Origin of the sequence: Brevundimonas sp. Leaf280 (genome assembly GCF_001422455.1) — a bacterium.
In the GTDB taxonomy this organism is placed as follows: Bacteria; Pseudomonadota; Alphaproteobacteria; order Caulobacterales; family Caulobacteraceae; genus Brevundimonas.
Map to the genome: position 1 here is coordinate 1 of NZ_LMNC01000004.1, position 18,819 is coordinate 18,819.

At 66.0% G+C, this 18,819-nt stretch carries 17 protein-coding genes; 8 read left to right on the plus strand and 9 right to left on the minus strand.

The window, feature by feature from the left end; translation table 11 throughout:
• Window positions 1-182 (plus strand): OmpA family protein (locus tag ASF31_RS08205; protein ID WP_156355979.1); only part of this gene is annotated, 182 nt, incomplete at its 5' end.
• Window positions 183-370: 188 nt separating this feature from the next.
• Here the strand turns inward: ASF31_RS08205 and ASF31_RS08210 are convergent.
• Window positions 371-1,045: an OmpA family protein gene (locus tag ASF31_RS08210; protein WP_055754205.1), complete on the minus strand. Its 675-nt coding sequence runs from the start codon at window positions 1,043-1,045 to the stop codon at window positions 371-373.
• A 226-nt stretch (window positions 1,046-1,271) separates the two neighbouring features.
• Here ASF31_RS08210 and ASF31_RS08215 point away from each other — a divergent pair, with 226 nt between their 5' ends.
• Window positions 1,272-2,183 carry an isopenicillin N synthase family oxygenase gene (locus ASF31_RS08215; protein ID WP_055754455.1) on the plus strand — a complete coding sequence of 304 codons (912 nt, stop codon included), beginning with the start codon at window positions 1,272-1,274 and terminating at the stop codon, window positions 2,181-2,183.
• A gap of 4 nt (window positions 2,184-2,187) precedes the next feature.
• Here the strand turns inward: ASF31_RS08215 and ASF31_RS08220 are convergent, their stop codons facing one another.
• The 6 genes from ASF31_RS08220 to ASF31_RS08245 form a co-directional block, all read right to left on the minus strand.
• Entirely contained in the window at window positions 2,188-4,098 is a 1,911-nt protein-coding gene (locus ASF31_RS08220) for a TadE/TadG family type IV pilus assembly protein (protein WP_162233953.1), read from the minus strand.
• A 96-nt stretch (window positions 4,099-4,194) separates the two neighbouring features.
• Window positions 4,195-6,090: a M2 family metallopeptidase gene (locus ASF31_RS08225; protein ID WP_055754207.1), complete on the minus strand. Its 1,896-nt coding sequence runs from the start codon at window positions 6,088-6,090 to the stop codon at window positions 4,195-4,197.
• Window positions 6,091-6,154: 64 nt separating this feature from the next.
• Window positions 6,155-6,847: a monofunctional biosynthetic peptidoglycan transglycosylase gene (gene mtgA / locus ASF31_RS08230; RefSeq protein ID WP_055754208.1), complete on the minus strand. Its 693-nt coding sequence runs from the start codon at window positions 6,845-6,847 to the stop codon at window positions 6,155-6,157.
• Window positions 6,847-7,812 carry a WD40 repeat domain-containing protein gene (locus ASF31_RS08235; RefSeq protein WP_055754209.1) on the minus strand — a complete coding sequence of 322 codons (966 nt, stop codon included), beginning with the start codon at window positions 7,810-7,812 and terminating at the stop codon, window positions 6,847-6,849. Before ASF31_RS08235 ends, mtgA begins: the two co-directional genes overlap by 1 nt.
• Window positions 7,813-7,861: 49 nt before the next feature.
• Window positions 7,862-8,800, minus strand: coding sequence for a pirin family protein (locus ASF31_RS08240; protein WP_055754210.1), 939 nt, complete (start codon window positions 8,798-8,800; stop codon window positions 7,862-7,864).
• Between the two features lie 39 nt (window positions 8,801-8,839).
• Window positions 8,840-9,328: an Lrp/AsnC family transcriptional regulator gene (locus tag ASF31_RS08245; RefSeq protein ID WP_055754211.1), complete on the minus strand. Its 489-nt coding sequence runs from the start codon at window positions 9,326-9,328 to the stop codon at window positions 8,840-8,842.
• Window positions 9,329-9,489: 161 nt separating this feature from the next.
• Here ASF31_RS08245 and ASF31_RS08250 point away from each other — a divergent pair, with 161 nt between their 5' ends.
• The 5 genes from ASF31_RS08250 (at window position 9,490) to lpdA (ending at window position 15,372) form a co-directional block, all read left to right on the plus strand.
• A complete protein-coding gene (locus ASF31_RS08250) occupies window positions 9,490-10,725 on the plus strand; it encodes a thiamine pyrophosphate-dependent enzyme (protein WP_200918604.1) in 1,236 nt (411 codons plus the stop codon).
• Window positions 10,726-10,784: 59 nt separating this feature from the next.
• Window positions 10,785-11,852, plus strand: a complete 1,068-nt coding sequence (locus ASF31_RS08255; protein WP_082465105.1) for an alpha-ketoacid dehydrogenase subunit beta — start codon at window positions 10,785-10,787, stop codon at window positions 11,850-11,852.
• Between the two features lies 1 nt (window position 11,853).
• Window positions 11,854-13,509 carry a 2-oxo acid dehydrogenase subunit E2 gene (locus ASF31_RS08260; protein ID WP_082465085.1) on the plus strand — a complete coding sequence of 552 codons (1,656 nt, stop codon included), beginning with the start codon at window positions 11,854-11,856 and terminating at the stop codon, window positions 13,507-13,509.
• A gap of 80 nt (window positions 13,510-13,589) precedes the next feature.
• Entirely contained in the window at window positions 13,590-13,961 is a 372-nt protein-coding gene (locus ASF31_RS08265) for a hypothetical protein (RefSeq protein WP_156355981.1), read from the plus strand.
• 13 nt (window positions 13,962-13,974) lie between these two features.
• Window positions 13,975-15,372, plus strand: coding sequence for a dihydrolipoyl dehydrogenase (gene lpdA, locus ASF31_RS08270; protein WP_055754214.1), 1,398 nt, complete (start codon window positions 13,975-13,977; stop codon window positions 15,370-15,372).
• On the opposite strand, the gene ASF31_RS08275 is transcribed toward lpdA, so the two are convergent.
• Together ASF31_RS08275 and ASF31_RS08280 are read right to left on the minus strand one after the other, a co-directional pair.
• Window positions 15,373-16,170, minus strand: coding sequence for an SDR family oxidoreductase (locus ASF31_RS08275; RefSeq protein WP_055754215.1), 798 nt, complete (start codon window positions 16,168-16,170; stop codon window positions 15,373-15,375). It abuts the gene before it with no gap.
• A 7-nt stretch (window positions 16,171-16,177) separates the two neighbouring features.
• Entirely contained in the window at window positions 16,178-16,648 is a 471-nt protein-coding gene (locus tag ASF31_RS08280) for an Rrf2 family transcriptional regulator (protein ID WP_055754216.1), read from the minus strand.
• Window positions 16,649-16,816: 168 nt separating this feature from the next.
• Here ASF31_RS08280 and ASF31_RS08285 point away from each other — a divergent pair, with 168 nt between their 5' ends.
• A complete protein-coding gene (locus ASF31_RS08285; protein ID WP_055754217.1) occupies window positions 16,817-18,793 on the plus strand; it encodes a potassium transporter Kup in 1,977 nt (658 codons plus the stop codon).
• The last annotated feature ends 26 nt before the right edge of the window (window positions 18,794-18,819 follow it).

An 18,819-nucleotide genomic window follows, 5' to 3' on the forward strand; every position in this document is an offset into this window, starting at 1 on the left:
CCTATAACCTGGGCCTGTCCAACCGTCGTTCGCGCACCGTCGCGGACGCGCTGGTCGCCTCGGGCGTCAACGGCGGCGTCATCGCCCTCGACGGCAAGGGCGAGACCAACCTGGCCAAGCCGACCGCCGACGGTGTACGCGAACCGCTCAACCGCCGCGCGACCATCGACATCAACTTCTAAGGCTTTCGGAGCCGACCGGTTCGTCCGGGTCGGCTTCGAGCTTCGAAGTCGTCGAAAGACAGAACGCCGCTTCCGAAAGGAGGCGGCGTTTTTCTTTGCGCCGTCTCACCCTCTTCGTGATGCGTCCACGCAGCCAAAAAGGCGGCGCCTTGCGACGCCGCCCCCAAGTATTCTGACTTAAGGCCTGATCAGCCGGTGAACGGACGGATCAGGATCTCGACCCGGCGGTTCTGCGCCTTGCCTTCGGCGGTGGCGTTCGAGGCCACCGGGTTGCGCGAGCTATTGCCGGCGACATAGAGGCGCTGCGCGATCACGCCACGACGAACCAGTTCAGAGGCGACGCTGCTCGCGCGGCGCTCCGACAGAGGCTGATTGATCGCGTCGCCGCCCGACGAATCGGTGTGACCGATCACGTCCACCGTCGACTGGTCGTACTGCTGCAGAACGCGGGCGACATCGTCCAGCACCGGCAGGAAGCGCGGATCAATGGACGACTGGTTCGTGGCGAAGGTCACGTCGGAGGGCATACGCAGCACCAGCACGTCGCCCTGACGCGCCACGCCCACGCCGGAGCCGGACAGTTCGGCCTCCATCGCACGCTGCTGGCGATCCATATACTGGCCAACGGCCGCGCCGCCCAAGGCGCCGATGCCCGCGCCGATCAGAGCGTTCTTGCGGCCCTGTTCGCCGTTCGAGGTGTTGGTCAGATAGCCGAGAACCGCGCCACCCAGAGCACCGGCGATGGCCCCGGTTCCGGTATTGTTGCGAACCGGACCCGAACGATAGGGGTCGGTGGTGGTGCAGGCGGCGGCCCCCAGCAGGGCGGCGATGGAAACGCTGGCGACGATAAACTTGGCGCGCATGGAATGGTCCTTTTCTTTTGAGCGATCTGGCGCGGAAACGTCTGCTTACTGTGGAGGTTCCAAACTGTACCGTGCATGAATGCCCGCTACGTCCGCGCTCGCCATGGCCCTGACAAGGCCGCCGATTAGGCGTATGGGAACCGCCGCACATCCCCAGATCGAGGACGACGCCGTGAGCGTGACCCAGACGGACCACACGACAGACCGCGCCATTCAGCCGGTTTCGATGACGCAGTACGACGCCGATTTTCAGGCGTTCAGCAACGCACTGGGCGCCTCCTTCTCGCGCTATGGCTTCGCTGTGGTCGCCGACCATGGTCTGGACGAGGCGCGCATCACCGCGGCCATCGACGACGCCAAGGCCTTCTTCGCCCTGCCGGAAGAGGTGAAGCGTCAATACCATCAGCCCGGTACGGGCGGCGCGCGCGGCCTGACACCGTTCGGGGTCGAGGCGGCCAAGGACGCCAAGACGGTCGATCTGAAGGAGTTCTGGCACGTCGGTCGGGAACTGCCCGAAGGCCACCCCTATCGCCGCTATATGCGCGACAACGTCTGGCCGACCGAAGTCGAGGGCTTCCGCGAGCACCTGTATGGCATGTTCGAGGACCTGGATGCTTTGGGCGCCAAGATCCTGCGCGCCATCGCCCGCTACCTGAAGCTGGGCGACGACTTCTTCGCGGACAAGGTGGAGATGGGTAACAGCGTCCTGCGCATGCTTCATTACCCGCCGGTTCCGGCAGATGCGCCGGGCGTGCGCGCCGGGGCGCACGAAGACATCAATGTCATCACCCTGCTGCTCGGCGCCGAAGAGGCTGGTCTGCAGCTGAAGGACAAGGACGGCAGCTGGCTCGACATCGCGCCGCCGCCCGGCGCCCTGGTCGTCAATATCGGCGACATGCTGCAGCGGCTGACCAACCACGTCCTGCCGTCTACGACCCACCGCGTGGTCAATCCGGCGCCCGAGCGTCGCGGTTTCGCCCGCTATTCGACGCCCTTCTTCCTGCACTTCAACCCGGACTTCCCGATCGAGACCCTGCCCAGCGCCATCACGCCGGACAATCCCGATCGCTATGCGGGCAAGACCATCCTGGCCGAGGATTATCTGACCGAACGCCTGCGCGAAATCCGCCTGCTCTAGGCCGTCAGCGGGAAATCCGTAGTCGGGTGATGTCGCGTCCGATGGCCTGGAAGTCGTTGGACAGGTCCGCGCCCGACTGCGGCAGGAAGGCCTTGTCCTTGTCGGTGGCGCAGGTGCTGAGGATGTTGGCCGCGTCGCTGCCGGGCGTAATCGAGAAGCCCACGGTATAGACGATCACACCCTTGGCCTTCATGCCGGTGCAAAGCTTTGCGGCCTGATCGAACGGGTCGCCGTTCGTCGCATCGCAGGCGATCTTGTCGTAGAGATTACCGGACCCGGAGCCGGCGTCGCGGGCGATCACGCCGCCGCAATAGGGGGTGTTGAACTCACCGTCCGTCATCAGAATGACGGCCTTCAACACCTTGGTCGGCGCATAGGCAGCGGCGGGATTGGACGACCACAAACCATTGAATTGGTTGGATACCGTGTACCACCCCCAGGCCAGGCCGATCTGACCCGCCGTCGAGCCCGTGACAGACAGCCCGTTCACGAGGCTGGTCAGTGTGTCAATATTGGATGTCAGCGGTTGGACGGTCGCTGCCGGACAGGGATTGCGTGGAGACGCATAGTTTCGGCCGACGTAGGCCGAACCGGGAGCCGTGTCGGTGTAGGCCGATGAGCCAGTGCGCTCGCTGACGCAGGTCGTGTTGTCGAATACGTTCAGACGATTGTATTGCGGATCGCGGAAGACACGCTTGGCGCATCCGTCACGGCCGCACTGAACTGCGCCGCCGTTGGAATAGTCGGCGTAGGTCGCGCCACCGACAGGCACAACGAAGGCGTCCTTGGATGTGCGCTCGTAAACTTCAAAGAGGCCGCTGCTGTTGTTCAGCGCCGTCATGCCATTCACGCCAGTGATCTGCACACCCTCTTCCTCAGACAGGCCGTGATTCACGGAGGTGATGGTCACGAAGCAGTCTGAGCGCATGCATTTGCGGATCTGACCGCCCGAGCTGTAGCTGCTGTATCCGCTGCTCGTGTTCAGCGCATACCAGTTCGCGCCCGATTGATATTGCAGGGACACCTTGTTGGCGTCGATCCGCACGACCTTGTAGGCGCGGTTGTTGATCTGGGTCATGCCGCTGACGCCGCTGATCCAGACGTAGTCGTCGGTCGATAGCCCGTGGCCGTTGGCGGTCACGACGCCCGGCGAAGCGCGCGTGATGCCGGAGATCGACTTGGCCGCCGCCGCCGCCCATGCGGCGCCGGTGATGCCGGTCGATCCGACCGAAGCGCCGCGCGCGGCGTCGGCGCGAGCGCCCAGATTTACGCCGATCGAATAGGGCACGATCGCCATGCGTGAATAGTAGGGCGTTTGTTTCGCCGCCGGCTGAACGACCAGTTTGATCAGCTGGTTTGCGGCGTTCTTCAAATCGCCGATCCGGTTGTTGCTGGCCATCGAGCCGGTGATGTCGAGCACCAGCGAAACCTCGATGTCCTTGGACGATCGATTCACCTCGGAGTGGACGCTGACCGGCAGGGTGTCGTCGAGAATCTTGCCATAGGGCGGCAGGACCACGTTGGCGATCAGGGTCTTCACCTGGACCTGGATGTCGGCGATGACGACCTGGTCTTTCGTCAGCTCAATCTTGATGGCGTCGTCAGCAAACGGTTCCACAGAGGCGTTGCGCAGATTGGCTCTCAGCGCCACCAGGGCGACGGTCTTCAGGTCGTTCGGATCGGTATACGACGACCGCGCCGCAGCCAGGGTGGCGGCGTCCAGCGCGTCTTGAACGCGAGCCTTGGCCGTCGTCACGCGGTTGATGTCGATGCCGCCCAGGGTCAGCATGATCAGCGCCGGCATCACCAGAGCGAAGATCATCACGACATTGCCGCCGCAGTCCGACGACAGGCGCGACGTGAACGAGCGCAGAGTTTTCACCGCCCTGCCGATCCGATTGGAAACCTTCACCATGCCCATCCCAAAGGACGCGGACCGCCCGATTAGCGCTCAGTTTGCCATCGGGCGGTTAAGGGAATTGTGAAGGGGACAGTTAACGCCGCCGCGTGATCACGCGGCGCTCCATCCGCATTGGTGACCGCGGTTCTGTTCCTGGAGCCAGACGTTCAGCGGGGCGAAATAGTCGGCGATGGCCGAGGCGTCATTGCCGTCATCGCCGGTGAAGGCCTTCATCGCCTCCTGCCACGGCTGGGACTGACCCATTTGCAGCATGGCGTTCAAGCGGGTGCCCACTTCCTTATTGCCGTAAACGGAGCAGCGGTGCAGCGGCCCGGTCCAGCCGGCCTGTTTGCAGGCGGCGCGCTGGAACTGGAACTGATAGATCGCCGCCAGGAAGTAGCGCGTATAGGGCGTGTTGCCCGGCACATGGTATTTGGCGCCCGGATCGAAGGCGTTGGCCGGACGCGGGCCGGGCGGGACCAGACCCTGGTATTGCAGCATGTCAGCGGTCCAGGCGGTATTGTAGGCGGCCGGCGCCGTCTCGCCTGAGAAGACGTCCCAGCGCCAGCGGTCGACCATCAGGCCGAACGGCAGGAAGGCGATCTTGTCCAGCGCCATCTTCAGCAGGAAGGGAATGTCCTCCTCCGCTCCCGGCGTGGTCTTCAATAGGCCGATCTGGTTCAGATAGGTGGGTGTCAGGGCCGACAGGCCGACGAAGTCGCCGATGGCCTCGTGGAAGCCATCGTTCGCGCCGTTCCGGAACAGCATCGGCTGGTTCTTGTAGGCGCGCTGATAGTAGTTGTGACCCAGTTCGTGATGGACGGTGTAGAAGTCGTCGCCGTTGACGTTCGTGCACATCTTGATGCGGATGTCGTCGGCGTTGTCCAAGTCCCAGGCCGAGGCGTGACAGACGACTTCGCGGTCGCGCGGGCGGGTGATCTGACTGCGTTCCCAGAAGGTCTGAGGCAGGGGATCGAGGCCCAGCGAGACGTAGAAGCCCTCGCCCGTCCTGACCATTTTCGTCGCGTCGTAATCAGCTGCCTTCAGCAGTTCGGTCAGGTCATAGCTGGAGGCGCCGCCGCTGGGCGGGGCCACCACGTCGTAGATGTTGCCCCACTGCTGCGACCACATATTGCCCAAGAGGTCGGCGCGGATCGGGCCGTTGTCGGGCTGGACCGCATCGCCGTATCTGGCGTTCAGCCGAGCGCGCACATAGCAGTGCAGGTTCTCGTAGAAGGGCTTCACCTGGGCCCACAGCCGGTCGGTCTCGGCGGCGAAGTCGTCGGCGGGCATGTCATAGCCCGAGCGCCAAAGGGCGCCGGTGTCGGCGAAGCCCAGTTCGCGCGAGCCCTCATTGGCGATCTCGACCATGCGGGCGTAATCCTCGCGCATGACCGGCGAGATGGTGCGCCAGCCTTCATACAGCGCCTTGGTCTCGGCGGGATCGCGGCTGTCGGCCAGGATCAGCGAGGCCTCGTCCAGGGTGATCGGCTTGCCCTTGAAGTCGAACTTGCCGGTCGAATAGGTCGAGTCCAGCCGCGTCGTGATCTGGGCCAGTTCGTCGGCCGCGCCGGGGCGGTTGGGCGCCGGCAGAACCAGGCTGAGCCGCAGCAGGTTCAGCTTGCGCCGCACGACGGGATCAACCTGGACGTCGTTGAACTTGGCCGCCTGATTGGCCAGCTGGACCTGAAGCTCGGTCGCCTCGGCGTTGGCCTTGGACTCCAGCCACATGGTGTCGAAGGTGATGTTGGTGGCGCGCGCCCACTGGATGCGGGCGACATATTCGCTGACCTCGGCCCATTTGGTTTCGGCGTCGGCGATGAAGGCGGTCGCGCCCTCGGCGGTGATGGGATAGTCGGCGCGCATGCCGCTGACGGCCGGCGCGGGCGTCGTCGAGGCCGTCTGTTCGACGCCCGGGGCTGCGGCGGCGGGTTCGCTGGTGCTGGCGCAGCCGGCGGCGAAGGCGAGGGCGCAGACCGCGACGGCGGTCATCATCTGACGCTTCATGATGGATCTCCTGAACAGCGCGGGCAGGAGAGGTCAGGCCCGGTCGCCCGTCAAGCGTGACGGTTCAGCGACCGACGACGCAGGTGTTCAGACCTTCATTGCGCACCGTGCCCATGGCCGCCTGAACGCGCGCGGCGCGCCGACGCACATAGGGGCCGGGCGCGGCGGCTTCGTAACGGCGCGGGGCCGGCAGGATGGCGGCCAGACGCGCCGCCTCACGCGAGCTCAGGTCGCGGGCGTCCTTGCCAAACCAGTGGCGCGACGCGGCCTGGGCGCCATAGACGCCGGGCGCCCATTCCACCACGTTCAGATAGACCTCCATGATCCGGCGCTTGGACCACACGGCCTCGATCAGCACGGTGTAGCCCGCCTCCAGACCTTTTCGGATCCAGTCGCGGCCGGGCCAGAGGAAGACGTTCTTGGCCGTCTGCTGGCTGATGGTCGATCCGCCGCGCAGGCGCCCGCCCTCGGCGTTGTGGTCCAGGGCCTTCTGGATCGCCTCCATGTCGAAGCCGTGGTGGCTGCAGAACCGGGCGTCCTCGGCGGCGATGGCTGCGTTGACCAGATTGGGCGAAATCTGGTTCAGGCCGCGCCACTGGTAGTCCATGCCGTCGCCCCTCGCGAGCTGGCGCAGCATCAGTATGGTGGGCGGCGGCGGGACGATGGCGACGATCAGCACGCCCGCGACCGGGATCAGGGCCAGGATCAGAAGCGCGGTCAGCACGACACGACGCCAGCTCTTGCGGCCCGTCGCCATTAGAGGATCAAGACTCCAGCGGCGCCGTCTTCGTCGGCCCAGGCCACCTTGTCGACGGGGGGGCTGAGCGACAGGGCGACAATGGCCGGCCCCTTCTCAGCCTTGACGAAATTCAGACCCTGGGCCGCCGGATGCGCGACCCAGACCCGACCGTCGGTCAGGCCGGCGGCCAGCAGGCCCTGATCGGCGCGGGCCGAGACCAGATTGACCAGGGTCGTGTCGTCATAGCCGATCTCGGTCGCCTCGCGCCCCATCGGTCCGTTCGATCCGATGAAGGGCCATAGGACCGCGCCCTGCGCGCCCGAGGTCGCCATCAGCTGACCATTGGCCAGGAAGGCCATAGAGCGCACCTTGCCCGGATAGCCGCCCATGCGCAGGTTCTTGGCGTCCTTGATGCGCCAGCCGTGCATCTGATTGTCCTGCATGGTCGTGACGACGAAGGCGCCGTCGGGCGAGAAGGCGACGCCGGTGTGCGACCCGGCCCAAGCCAGCTTTACCGGTTGCTGTTTCTCGATCCGTGCATACCACAGGGCCGCCCCGCCATAGGTCGAGGTGGCGATGCGCCTGCCCTTGGGCTCGAAGGCGACGCCGGAGACGGTGCGCTCGTGCTGGAAGTCGCGCCGGAAGCCCACGTCCTTGGGGTCGATCACCGACAGAGTGCGGCCGAAGGAAAAGGCGATCAGGCCCGAGGCCGGGGAGGCGTCGATGGCGTCGATCCACTGGTTCTTGGCCGTGGCGAGAACGACAGGGTCCTCGTCGCGACGGGTCCAGACGACCTTGCCGTCATCGCCGCCTGTGACGATCCCGTCGCCCGACGGATGAACGCAGGCGCACAGCACTGCGCCGTCGTGCGCCTCCGCTCGCGTCCGGTCCTCGAACCGGACCGAGCCGTCGCCGAGGGCGAAGACAGCGCCGGTGTTGTCGAACAGGGCGGCGGTGACCTGGGCGTCGAAATCGAAGTTCATAGGCCGCATGTAGCGATCCGACCTTGCCGCGTCACCTTCTGCTTGCCCGCTAGACCGGATCGGTCGGCTTGGGCGTCACCGGCGCAGGCTCCGCCTGCGCCTTTGCGGGTTCGTCAGGCAGGGGGATGAACTCCAGATCATCGGCGTCCGGCAGCGCCATCCGGCCCGCCTTCCAGTCGGCCTTGGCCTGATCGATGCGGGCCTGGCTGGAGGCGACGAAGTTCCACCAGATCAGCCGTTCGCCCACCGGCTCTCCGCCCAGAACCATGACGGTCGATTGGGTCAGGGCCTTGACCGTCGGCTCCGCCGTCGGCTCCAGCACGATCATCTGGCCCTCGTGGAAGGTGCGGTCACCGACCTCGATGGCGCCTTTGGCCACATAGAGCGCACGTTCGCTCACGCCCCCGGCGCCCTTGCCGGACGGCGGGGCCGTGCGCACGCCGGGCTGAAGCTCCCAATGGATATAGAACAGCGGCGAAGACACCGGCACAGCCGCCTTGGCGCCGTAAGCCTCGCCCGCGACCAGCCGCGCGAACAGGCCGCCGTTCTCGTAAGCCGGCTGGGCGTCCTCACCCAAGTGATGAAAGGCCGGGTCCATCTCCTCGGCCTCGTCGGGCAGGGCGACCCAGGCCTGCATGCCGTGCATCGGCCCGCCCTTGCTCTTCTTCAGCGGATCGGTGCGCTCGGAATGGACGATGCCCTTGCCGGCGGTCATCCAGTTGACCTCGCCCGGCCGGATCGCCTGATCGTAGCCGAGATTGTCGTGGTGCATGATCTCGCCCTCGAACAGATAGGTCAGGGTCGACAGGCCGATATGCGGGTGCGGTCGCACGTCGATGGCCGTGGCGCCCGGCGCGAACTGCGCCGGTCCCATCTGATCCAGAAAGATGAAGGGCCCGACCATCCGGCGCGAATGGAAGGGCAGGACGCGCCCGACCTCGAACCCGCCCAGGTCCTTGCGGCGTGCGTCGATCACCAGTTCGATCATGTGTCGGCTCCCAGTGCGGCCCGCGCCGCCTGAGCGACGTTATCCGACGTGAGGCGTGATGATGCCAAGAGGCAGGGCGGTCACATTCTTCACGCCGCGCGTGACGATGTGGCTTTCGCAGTCCGAGACGATGCCCAGGGCCAGCAGCTTCTCGCGCAGGAACAGGTCGAAGGCGTGCATGTCCGAGGTGATGATGCGCAGCACATAGTCCTCGCGCCCCGTGATGGTGGCGCACTGGACCACTTCCGGCCACTTGGCCACGGCGGCCTCGAAGACATTGAGATTGTCCGCCGAAGGCAGCATCAGTTTGACGATGGCGTAGACCTCGAAGTCCAGGCCCAGCAGCTGCGCGTTCAGCAAAGTGACGCGCTTGGTGATCAGGCCGGAGTCTTCCAGCCGCTTGATCCGCCGCCAGCAGGGCGAGGCCGACAGTCCGACGCGATCGGCGACCTCTGCGACCGACAGCCCGGCGTCTTGTTGCAGGATATCCAGGATGCGGGCGTCGATGGGGTCGAGTTCGTCGGCCAATGCGTTTCTCCGATTATGATTATCGCGAAATAAAATACCCGATATCGGGATTGCGCAAGGTCAAATTGAGCGAGCACCTGCTTAGGGGTCGTGTTATCACACGTCCAGAGGAAACACGGACGGACCCCAGAATGGATATGGACGCCCGCATGAACGATAAAATGAACAAAAAGAACAGCCAGCCCCTGTCCTTGCGCGTGCCGGAGCCGTCCGGCCGTCCCGGCGATACGCCGGACTTCAGCCATCTGCAGATGGACCCTGCCGGTGTCGTCGAACGGCCCGAGGTCGGGTCGACGCCCTATCAGATGCGCGATCTCGCCTTCCGCCTGATTCGGGTGCTGGATGATGAGGGCGCCGCAGTCGGTCCGTGGAACCCGCGTCTAGATCCCGAGACGATGCGCCGGGGCCTGAAGGCCATGATCCTGACGCGCGCCTTCGACGACCGGATGCACCGCGCCCACCGCCAGGGCAAGACCAGCTTCTATATGAAGTGCACCGGCGAAGAGGCCATCGCTGTGGCGCAGGGCATGATCCTGAGCCGCGAGGACATGGGCTTCCCCACCTATCGCCAGCAGGGGCTTCTGATCGCGCGCGGCTATCCGCTGGTCGCGATGATGAACCAGATCTATTCGAACGCCGAAGATCCGATCAAAGGCCGCCAACTGCCGATCATGTATTCGGCCAAGGACTATGGCTTCTTCACCATCAGCGGCAATCTGGGCACCCAGGTCCCGCAGGCCGTGGGCTGGGCCATGGCCAGCGCCTATAAGGGCGACGACAAGATCGCCATCAGCTGGATCGGCGACGGCGCCACGGCTGAGGGCGACTTCCACAACGCCCTGACCTTCGCCTCGGTCTATCGCGCTCCGGTCATTCTGAACGTCGTCAACAACCAGTGGGCCATCAGCTCCTTCCAGGGCATCGCCGGCGGGCTTGAGACCACCTTCGCCTCCAAGGCCATCGGCTATGGTCTGCCGGCCTTGCGGGTGGACGGCAACGACTTCCTGGCGGTCTGGGCGGCGACCCAGTGGGCCGAGGAACGGGCGCGGTCGAACCAGGGGGCGACGGTGATCGAGCTCTTCACCTATCGCGGCGCCCCGCACTCGACCTCCGACGACCCCAGCCGCTATCGCCCCGGCGATGAGCATGAGAAATGGCCGCTGGGCGATCCGATCGAACGTCTGCGCCAGCATCTGACCGTCATCGGCGAATGGGACGACGAGCGTCACGCCGCCGCCCTGAAAGACGCCGTCGAGCAGGTCCGCGCCGCCGGCAAGGAATCCGAAGCCATCGGCACCCTGGGCCAGTCGCGCCCCAGCGTGAAGACGATGTTCGAAGAGGTCTATGCGACCGAAGACTGGCGCCTGATCGAACAGCGCCGCGAGGTGGGGGTCTGACCATGAGCGAGCAAACCACCTTCACCGACGCCGATCGCAACGACGGCGTCGAGCCCGACATGGTCGATCAGAACGCCGCCCCCGCCTCGGAAGCAACGGGCGCGGGCGTGGTCCCCATGAACATGATCCAGGCGCTGAACTCGGCCATCGACGTCAAGATGGCCGAAGACGCCAACGTCCTGTCGTTCGGCGAGGACGCCGGCTATTTCGGCGGCGTCTTCCGCGTCACCGACAAGCTGCAGCAGAAGCATGGCCTGACCCGCAGCTTCGACGCCCCGATCTCGGAATGCGGCATCGTCGCCGCCGCGATCGGCATGGGCGCCTATGGCCTGCGTCCGGTCGTCGAGATTCAGTTCGCCGACTACATCTATCCGGCCTACGACCAGATCGTCTCGGAAGCGGCCAAGATGCGCTACCGCTCGGGCGGTCAGTTCACTTCGCCGATCACGGTGCGCAGCCCCTATGGCGGCGGCATCTTCGGCGGCCAGACCCACAGCCAGTCGCCCGAAAGCCTGTTCACCCATATCGCGGGCTTGAAGGTCGTCATTCCGTCCAACCCCTATGACGCCAAGGGCCTGCTGACCGCCGCCATCGAGGATGACGATCCGGTCGTCTTCTTCGAGCCGAAACGCCTCTATAATGGTCCGTTCGACGGTTGGCATGAAAAGCCGGTCAGCCCGTGGAAGGCCCAGGACCTGGCCCAGGTCCCGACCGGCAAGTATGTCGAGCCCATCGGCAAGGCGCGCGTGATGCGCGAAGGAAACGACGTCACCATCCTGGCCTATGGCACCATGGTCTGGGTCGCCCTGGCCGGCGCGGAACACGCGGGCGTGGACGCCGAGGTCATCGACCTGCGCAGCCTGGTGCCGCTGGACATCGAGGCCATCGAGGCCTCGGTCAAGAAGACCGGCCGCTGCGTCATCGTTCACGAAGCGCCCAAGACCTCGGGCTTCGGCGGCGAGCTGTCGGCCTTGGTGCAGGAGCGCTGCTTCTATCATCTGGAGGCGCCCATCGCGCGCGTCACCGGCTGGGACACGCCCTATCCTCACGCTTTCGAATGGGAATATTTCCCCGGGCCGCAAAGGGTCGCAGACGCCTTGAAGAGCGTCATGACGGGAGGTCGATAAGATGGGTCGTTTCGTCTTCAAACTGCCCGACGTGGGCGAAGGCACCGCCGAGGCCGAACTGGTCGGATGGCACGTCAAGGTCGGCGATGTCGTCGCCGAGGACCAGATCGTCGCCGACGTCATGACCGACAAGGCCACGGTCGAGATCACCGCCCCGGTCAGCGGCAAGGTCCTCGCCCTGCACGGCGAACCCGGCGCCATGGTGCCGGTGCGCGGCCCTCTGGTGGAGTTCGAGATCGAGGGGGCGGGCAATGCCGATGACGCCCCGACGCCCGTCGCCCCCGCCGCCGCCAAGCCGGATCCCGCACCCGTGATCGCCGAGGCGCCGAAGGTCGAGACACCGGCAGCCCCCGCTGTCGAGGCGCCGACATCCGGCAACTATGTCTTCAAACTGCCCGACGTCGGTGAAGGCACGGCCGAGGCCGAGCTGGTCGGCTGGCACGTCAAGGTCGGGGATGCGGTCGAGGAAGACCAGATCATCGCCGACATCATGACCGACAAGGCCACGGTCGAGATCACCTCGCCGGTCGCCGGAACGGTCGTCGCCCTGTACGGCGAGGCGGGCAAGTCGGTGCCGGTCGGCGGACCGCTGGTCGCGTTCGATGTCGAGGGCCGGGGCAATGTCTCGCCGCCCGTCGCGGCGCCGAAACCGGCCTCCAAGCCGACCGAGAATGCGACGACGGCTTCCGCCGCGATTTCGACGGCTCAAAGCGCGACTTCAGCGACTGCGCTCTCAAAGCCCGTTCCCGCCCTGACGGGACGTGCGCCCGGCGAACGCCCGTCGGCCTCGCCGGCCGTGCGCAATCGCGCGCGGGATCTGGGCGTCGATCTGACCTTCGTGCCCGGTTCCGGCCCGGCGGGTCGGATCACGCACGAGGATCTGGACGGCTTTATCGCGCGCGGCGGTTCGCAACCCGCATCGGCGCCGTCCGGCGGCGGCTCGACCTATGCGAAGGCGCAAGGGACGACCGAGGTCAAGATCATCGGCCTGCGCCGCAAGATCGCGGAGAAGATGGCCGAGAGCGTGCGCCGCATTCCCCACATCACCTATGTGGAGGAGATCGACGTCACGGCGCTGGAGGAGCTTCGCGCCCACCTGAATGCGACGAAGCAAAAGGATCAGCCCAAGCTGAATCTGCTGCCCTTCCTCGCCCGCGCTATCGTAGTCGCCCTGCGCGACCAGCCGCAGATCAACGCCACCTATGACGACGAGGCCGGCGTCCTGATCCAGCACGCCCCGGTCCATCTGGGCATCGCCGCCCAGACGCCGAACGGCCTTATGGTGCCGGTGGTCCGCCACGCCGAGGCGCGCGATCCCTATGACACGGCGCTGGAGATCGCCCGCGTCTCGGGCGCGGCCAAGGATGGAACTGCGAAACGCGAGGAACTGTCGGGCTCGACCATCACCATCACCTCGCTGGGCACGCTGGGCGGGGTGGTCCACACCCCGATCATCAACCACCCCGAGGTCGCCATCGTCGGTCCGAACAAGATCGCCGAACGGGTGGTCGTCCGCGACGGCCAGATGGTCGTGCGCAAGATGATGAACCTGTCCTCCAGCTTCGATCACCGCATCGTCGATGGCCATGACGCGGCGGTCTTCGTCCAGCGAATCAAGGGGCTGCTTGAGAACCCCGCGACCCTGTGGATGGGGTGATGCACCGGCTTTTTATCGCTGCGCTGGGCGCTGCTAGCCTTGCAAGTACAAGCCCTGTTGCGGCCTGCACGCTCAGACCCTTGCCGGTCTTTCTGGCGGATCAGGCGGCGACGGACATCGCGCTCGTTGAGGTCACGCGGGTGTCCACCGTTTCCATGGCTGAACCGCTGACCGGCTGGCGCGACACGATTGAGTTTCGCACCGTCGAGGTCTTGAAAGGCATTCCGCCGACGAGGGTTACGCGCGTGTGGGGGCGTCCCGACGCCACACCGGACTGCCCATTTCAGGAGCGGGCGCCTGTCGTAGGCGAACGCTACGCAGCATGGTTCAAAGCCGGATTTTCAGACAGCGTCCTTGACGTAAAGCGTCTGGTTGACGTGCAAAGGGAGGCCCCGTCATGGCCTGCCGATCTCCCACCGACGCCGTCTCCTCCGGCCCAAAGTGAAAACTGAAATCAGGCGCCCAATGACCCAGACCCTGAAAACCAAAGTCCTGATCATCGGCGCAGGCACCGGCGGCTACGTCGCCGGCATCCGTTGCGGCCAGCTGGGGCTGGACACCGTGCTGGTGGACGGCGGCGACGGGCTGGGCGGGACCTGCCTGAACGTCGGCTGTATTCCGTCCAAGGCCATCATCCATGCGGCGGGGAAGTTCGAGACGGTGGCCAAGGCGGCCGGCGGCGGGACGCTGGGGATCACGGCGGCGGCGCCCGCCATCGACCTGTCGCAGACGGTCGCGTGGAAGGACGGCATCGTCCGTAAGCTGAACGCCGGGGTCGCGGCCCTGTTGAAGAAGGCCAAGGTCAAGGTGATCAAGGGCTGGGCCGAGTTCGCCGACGCCAAGACCTGCGTGGTCAAGACCGACGAAGGCGACATCCGTATCACCGCCGAACACGTGATCCTGGCGACGGGGTCCGAGCCGGTCGAACTGCCTTTCCTGCCGTTCGGCGGCGACGTCATCTCCTCGACAGAAGCTCTGTCATTGTCGGAAGTCCCGAAAAAGCTGGTCGTGGTCGGCGGCGGCTATATCGGGCTGGAGCTGGGCATCGCCTTCAGGAAGCTGGGGGCCGAGGTGGCCATCGTCGAAATGGCCGAGAGGATCCTGCCGCTCTACGACAAGGCTCTGACCGATCCGGTGGCGAAGTGGCTGGAGAAGCATGGGGTAGAACTCCATCTGGGCGCACGCGCCGGCGGGTTCGGGGACGGGAAGCTGTCGATCACGGCCAAGGACGGCGAGCCGCTGCAACTGGACGCCGACAGGGTTCTGGTGACGGTCGGCCGTCGTCCGCGCACCTCGGGTTGGGGTCTTGAAAACATGGGCGTGGCCATGGCCGGGCCGTTCGTGAAGATCGACCAGCGCTGCGCCACCTCGATGAAGAACGTCTGGGCCGTCGGCGACCTGACCGGCGAACCCATGCTGGCGCACAAGGGCTCTGCCCAGGGCGAGGTGGTCGCAGAGATCATCGCCGGCCACGACCGCATCTTCGATCCCGTCACCATCGCCGCCGTCTGTTTCACCGAGCCGGAAATCGTTTCGGCCGGTCTGGGCCCGAACGAGGTCGCGGGCCGCGACGATGTGATCCAGTCGGTCTTCCCCTTCGCCGCGATCGGCCGCGCCCTGGCCATCGAGGCGGGCGAGGACGGCGGGTTCGTGCGGGTGATCGCGTCCAAGGCCGATCACCGCATCCTGGGCATCCAGGCGGTCGGCCAGCATGTGTCGGAACTGTCCAACAGCTTTGCCCAGATGATGGAGATGGGGGCGGTGCTGGAAGACGTGGCCGGAACCATCCATGTCCACCCAACCCTGGGCGAGGCCTTCCACGAGGCCAGCCTGCGCGCCCTCGGGCACGCCATCCACATCTGATCAGATCCGGTCCAGCCGCTTCGCGTGGTTCGCCACCATGCGAAGCGCCAGGCCATCGGGCAGGAAGCGGGCCAGTCCGGCCATGACGTTGTTCATGACGCCGGGGGTAACGCTGGGACGGTTGGCCTCGCAGGCGTCATAGCCGATGCGCGCCACGCGCGCGGCGTCCATCCACATCCAGGCCGGATAGGCGCTGGAGACCTGCTCGCGCGAGCCGTTGACGTCGTGGAACTCGGTCAGGGTGTAGCCGGGGTTCAGCACGGTGACGTGAACGCCGGTCCCCTGCGTCTCAAGATGCAAGCCCTGCGACGCCTTGATCAGGAAGCTCTTGATCGGTCCGTACAGGGTGTCGCCCCCGGTCGCGGGCATCTGGCCGGCCAGGGAGGCGACGTTCAGCACCCGGCCGAAGCCCCGCTGGATCATGCCGGGCAGCAACAGGCGCGACAGCTCGACCGGCGCGGTCAGCATGACCTGGATCATGGCGCGGTGGGCGTTCAGGTCCGTGTCGAGAAAGCCGGTGACCCGGCTGAAGCCCGCATTGTTGACCAGGCCGTCGACGGTCAGGCCGCGCGCCACGATGGCCGCGACCAGACGCTCGGGCGCCAGAGGATCGGACAGGTCTTCAGGGATGACGGTCGCTATGACGCCGTGGGCGGCGACCAGATCGTCGGCCAGAGCCTGAAGCGGGCCTTCACGACGCGCCGTCAGGATCAGATTCCAGCCCTTGGCCGCATAGGTCCGAGCGAGAGCCGCGCCGATGCCGGCCGAGGAGCCGGTGACCAGGACGGTTCGGCTCATGCGACGGTCAGGCCGCGACGGGGCAGGACGTGTGGGGCGCGAACGCCGCAAGCGACGCCGGGTTCTGGGCCAGCAGGTCCGCGATGGTGATCTTGGACAGGGCCTCGGTCGCGGCCTCGTCCGCGGCGGTCAGGGCCTTGGCGACCTGGCGCGGGATATGTTCGCTGATCGGGCAGCCCTTGGCGCCGGCAGGGGGCGAGCCGATGTGGGCGCAGCCGTTCACGGCCTTCAGCACCTCGTCCAGCCGGATGTCCTCGGGCCGCCGCAGCAGCCAGGAGCCGCCGGTCGCGCCCGGACGGGTGGCGATCAGCCCGGCCTTGGCCAAAAGGGCGGTCACGCGGCGCACCACGACGGGATTGGTCGGGATCGAGGACGCCAGCACCCCGCTGGGCATCGCCTGCGCAGGCCCGAACACGCCCTTGTGGGCCATATAGGCCAGGGCGTGGGCGGCGACGGGGAAGCGTTGGCTGTCTGACATGGTTCTGTTCCTGGTGCGAAAATAGGCGTTCAGGGGCCGAATCACAAATCGCGCCGCAGAACGCCGAAACCAAATCCGCTGCGGCGCGATTGAAGACCGCGTGGAATGGGCCTAAAGGCTCGCCGCTTTGAAGGGACCGACGCCGCGTCGGAGACCCGGAGGATACGCATGGCCGGGGACACTCCCCACGACGCGAGCGCTCCCTCGCCCGCGTCGAACACGCCGGACAAGCCCACCCACGCCACGGGTCCGGAATCCCACATCCCGGGCGGCCAGGCCGCCAAGCACGGCGGCTTCTGGGCCCTGACCATCGGCGCGATCGGCGTGGTGTTCGGCGACATCGGCACCAGCCCGCTCTACGCCCTGCGCGAGGCGATCGACCATGCGCGCTCCGGCGTCGGCGGCGATCTGGCCGTGATCGGCGTCGTGTCGCTGGCCTTCTGGGCGCTGATGGTGGTGGTGACGTTCAAATACGTCTTCTTCCTGATGCGCGCCGACAACAAGGGCGAGGGCGGCACCCTGTCGCTAATGGCGCTGGCCCAGTTCGCGGTCGGGCGACGCAGCGCCTGGATCTTCGTTCTGGGCGTTTGCGGCGCAGCCCTGTTCTATGGCGACGGCATCATCACGCCCGCCATCTCGGTCCTGTCCGCCGTCGAAGGCCTGCAGGACGCGCCGGGTCTGGCCGGGCGGCTGGATTCCTTCATCGTGCCGATCTCGGCCGGCATCCTGATCGCCCTGTTTCTGGTCCAGTCACGCGGCACCGCCAGCCTGGCCAAGTATTTCGGCCCGATCACCGCCGTCTGGTTCCTGAGCCTGGGCGCGCTGGGCCTGTATCATATCTTCGACGACGTCAGCGTGCTGCGGGCCCTGTCGCCCCACTATGGCGTCATGCTTCTGCTCAACGACGGCTTCCTGGGCTTCGTAATCCTGGGCAGTGTCTTCCTGGCCGTCACGGGGGCCGAGGCCCTCTATGCAGACATGGGCCATTTCGGAAAGGCGCCGATCCGCATGGGCTGGCTGGCGTTCGTCCTGCCGTGCCTGACGCTGAACTATCTGGGCCAGGGCGCCCTGATCCTCGACAATCCGGCCGCATCCGAGAACCCGTTCTGGAACATGGTGCCGCAGTTCGCCTATTGGCCGATGCTGATCCTGGCGACCGCCGCGACCGTCATCGCCTCCCAGGCGGTGATCACCGGCGCCTTCTCAGTGACGCAGCAGGCGGTCCAACTGGGACTCTTGCCGCGCATCGACATCAAAAACACCTCCGAGACCCAGGCCGGCCAGATCTTCGTGCCGGCGGTCAATACCTTCCTGATGGTTGGGGTTCTGGTGCTGCTGGTCGTGTTCCAGAGCTCGCATAACCTGACCGCAGCCTATGGCGTGGCGGTGACAGGCACCATGCTGGTCAATACGCTGATGGCCTATTCGGTCATCCGCAAGGGCTGGAAGTGGCCGATGTGGGCGGTGGCCGGGACCCTTATTCCGTTCGCCTTCATCGACAGCGTCTTCCTGACGTCCAACCTGCTGAAGATTCCGGACGGGGCGTGGATGCCGCTGGTGCTGGGCGCCTGTCTGGTGGTGATCATGTGGACCTGGGTGCGCGGCACCCAGATTCTGACGGCCAAGACGAGGAAGGACAGCCTGCCGCTGACCGACCTGATCGAGATGCTTCAGGCCCGCCCGCCGCACCGCGCGCCCGGCATGGCCATCTTCCTGACCAGCGACCCCGACGTCGCCCCCGTCGCTCTGATGCACAATCTCAAGCACAACAAGGTGCTGCACGAGAAGAACGTCATCCTGACGGTGCGCACCTCCGAGCGGCCGCGCGTCAAGGAGGCCGACAGGGTCAAGATGGAGCCGATCAACGACGACTTCAAAAAGGTGACGGTCACCTACGGCTTCATGGAGACGCCGAACGTGCCGCGGGCCCTGGGTCTGTGCCGCAAACAGGGACTGAAGTTCGACATCATGTCGACCAGCTTCTTCCTGGGCCGGCGCTCGCTGATCCCCTCGGCGCGACAGGGCATGCCGCTGTGGCAGGACCGGCTGTTCATCTTCCTGATGCGCAACGCCGCCAACCCCACCGACTTCTTCCATATTCCCCCCGGCCGCGTGGTCGAGCTGGGCGCGCAGGTGGCCGTATGAGTGCTGAGGGACGAGGCGGACAGAGT

Coding starts and splice junctions, on each gene's coding strand:
- ASF31_RS08260 (WP_082465085.1), top strand. CDS start 11,854: ATGGGTCGTTTCGTCTTCAAACTGCCCGACGTGGGCGAAGGCACCGCC.
- ASF31_RS08275 (WP_055754215.1), bottom strand. CDS start 16,170: ATGAGCCGAACCGTCCTGGTCACCGGCTCCTCGGCCGGCATCGGCGCG.
- ASF31_RS08250 (WP_200918604.1), top strand. CDS start 9,490: ATGAACAAAAAGAACAGCCAGCCCCTGTCCTTGCGCGTGCCGGAGCCG.
- ASF31_RS08235 (WP_055754209.1), bottom strand. CDS start 7,812: ATGAACTTCGATTTCGACGCCCAGGTCACCGCCGCCCTGTTCGACAAC.
- ASF31_RS08240 (WP_055754210.1), bottom strand. CDS start 8,800: ATGATCGAACTGGTGATCGACGCACGCCGCAAGGACCTGGGCGGGTTC.
- lpdA (WP_055754214.1), top strand. CDS start 13,975: ATGACCCAGACCCTGAAAACCAAAGTCCTGATCATCGGCGCAGGCACC.
- ASF31_RS08210 (WP_055754205.1), bottom strand. CDS start 1,045: ATGCGCGCCAAGTTTATCGTCGCCAGCGTTTCCATCGCCGCCCTGCTG.
- ASF31_RS08255 (WP_082465105.1), top strand. CDS start 10,785: ATGGTCGATCAGAACGCCGCCCCCGCCTCGGAAGCAACGGGCGCGGGC.
- ASF31_RS08220 (WP_162233953.1), bottom strand. CDS start 4,098: ATGGTGAAGGTTTCCAATCGGATCGGCAGGGCGGTGAAAACTCTGCGC.
- ASF31_RS08225 (WP_055754207.1), bottom strand. CDS start 6,090: ATGAAGCGTCAGATGATGACCGCCGTCGCGGTCTGCGCCCTCGCCTTC.
- ASF31_RS08280 (WP_055754216.1), bottom strand. CDS start 16,648: ATGTCAGACAGCCAACGCTTCCCCGTCGCCGCCCACGCCCTGGCCTAT.
- ASF31_RS08285 (WP_055754217.1), top strand. CDS start 16,817: ATGGCCGGGGACACTCCCCACGACGCGAGCGCTCCCTCGCCCGCGTCG.
- mtgA (WP_055754208.1), bottom strand. CDS start 6,847: ATGGCGACGGGCCGCAAGAGCTGGCGTCGTGTCGTGCTGACCGCGCTT.
- ASF31_RS08215 (WP_055754455.1), top strand. CDS start 1,272: ATGACGCAGTACGACGCCGATTTTCAGGCGTTCAGCAACGCACTGGGC.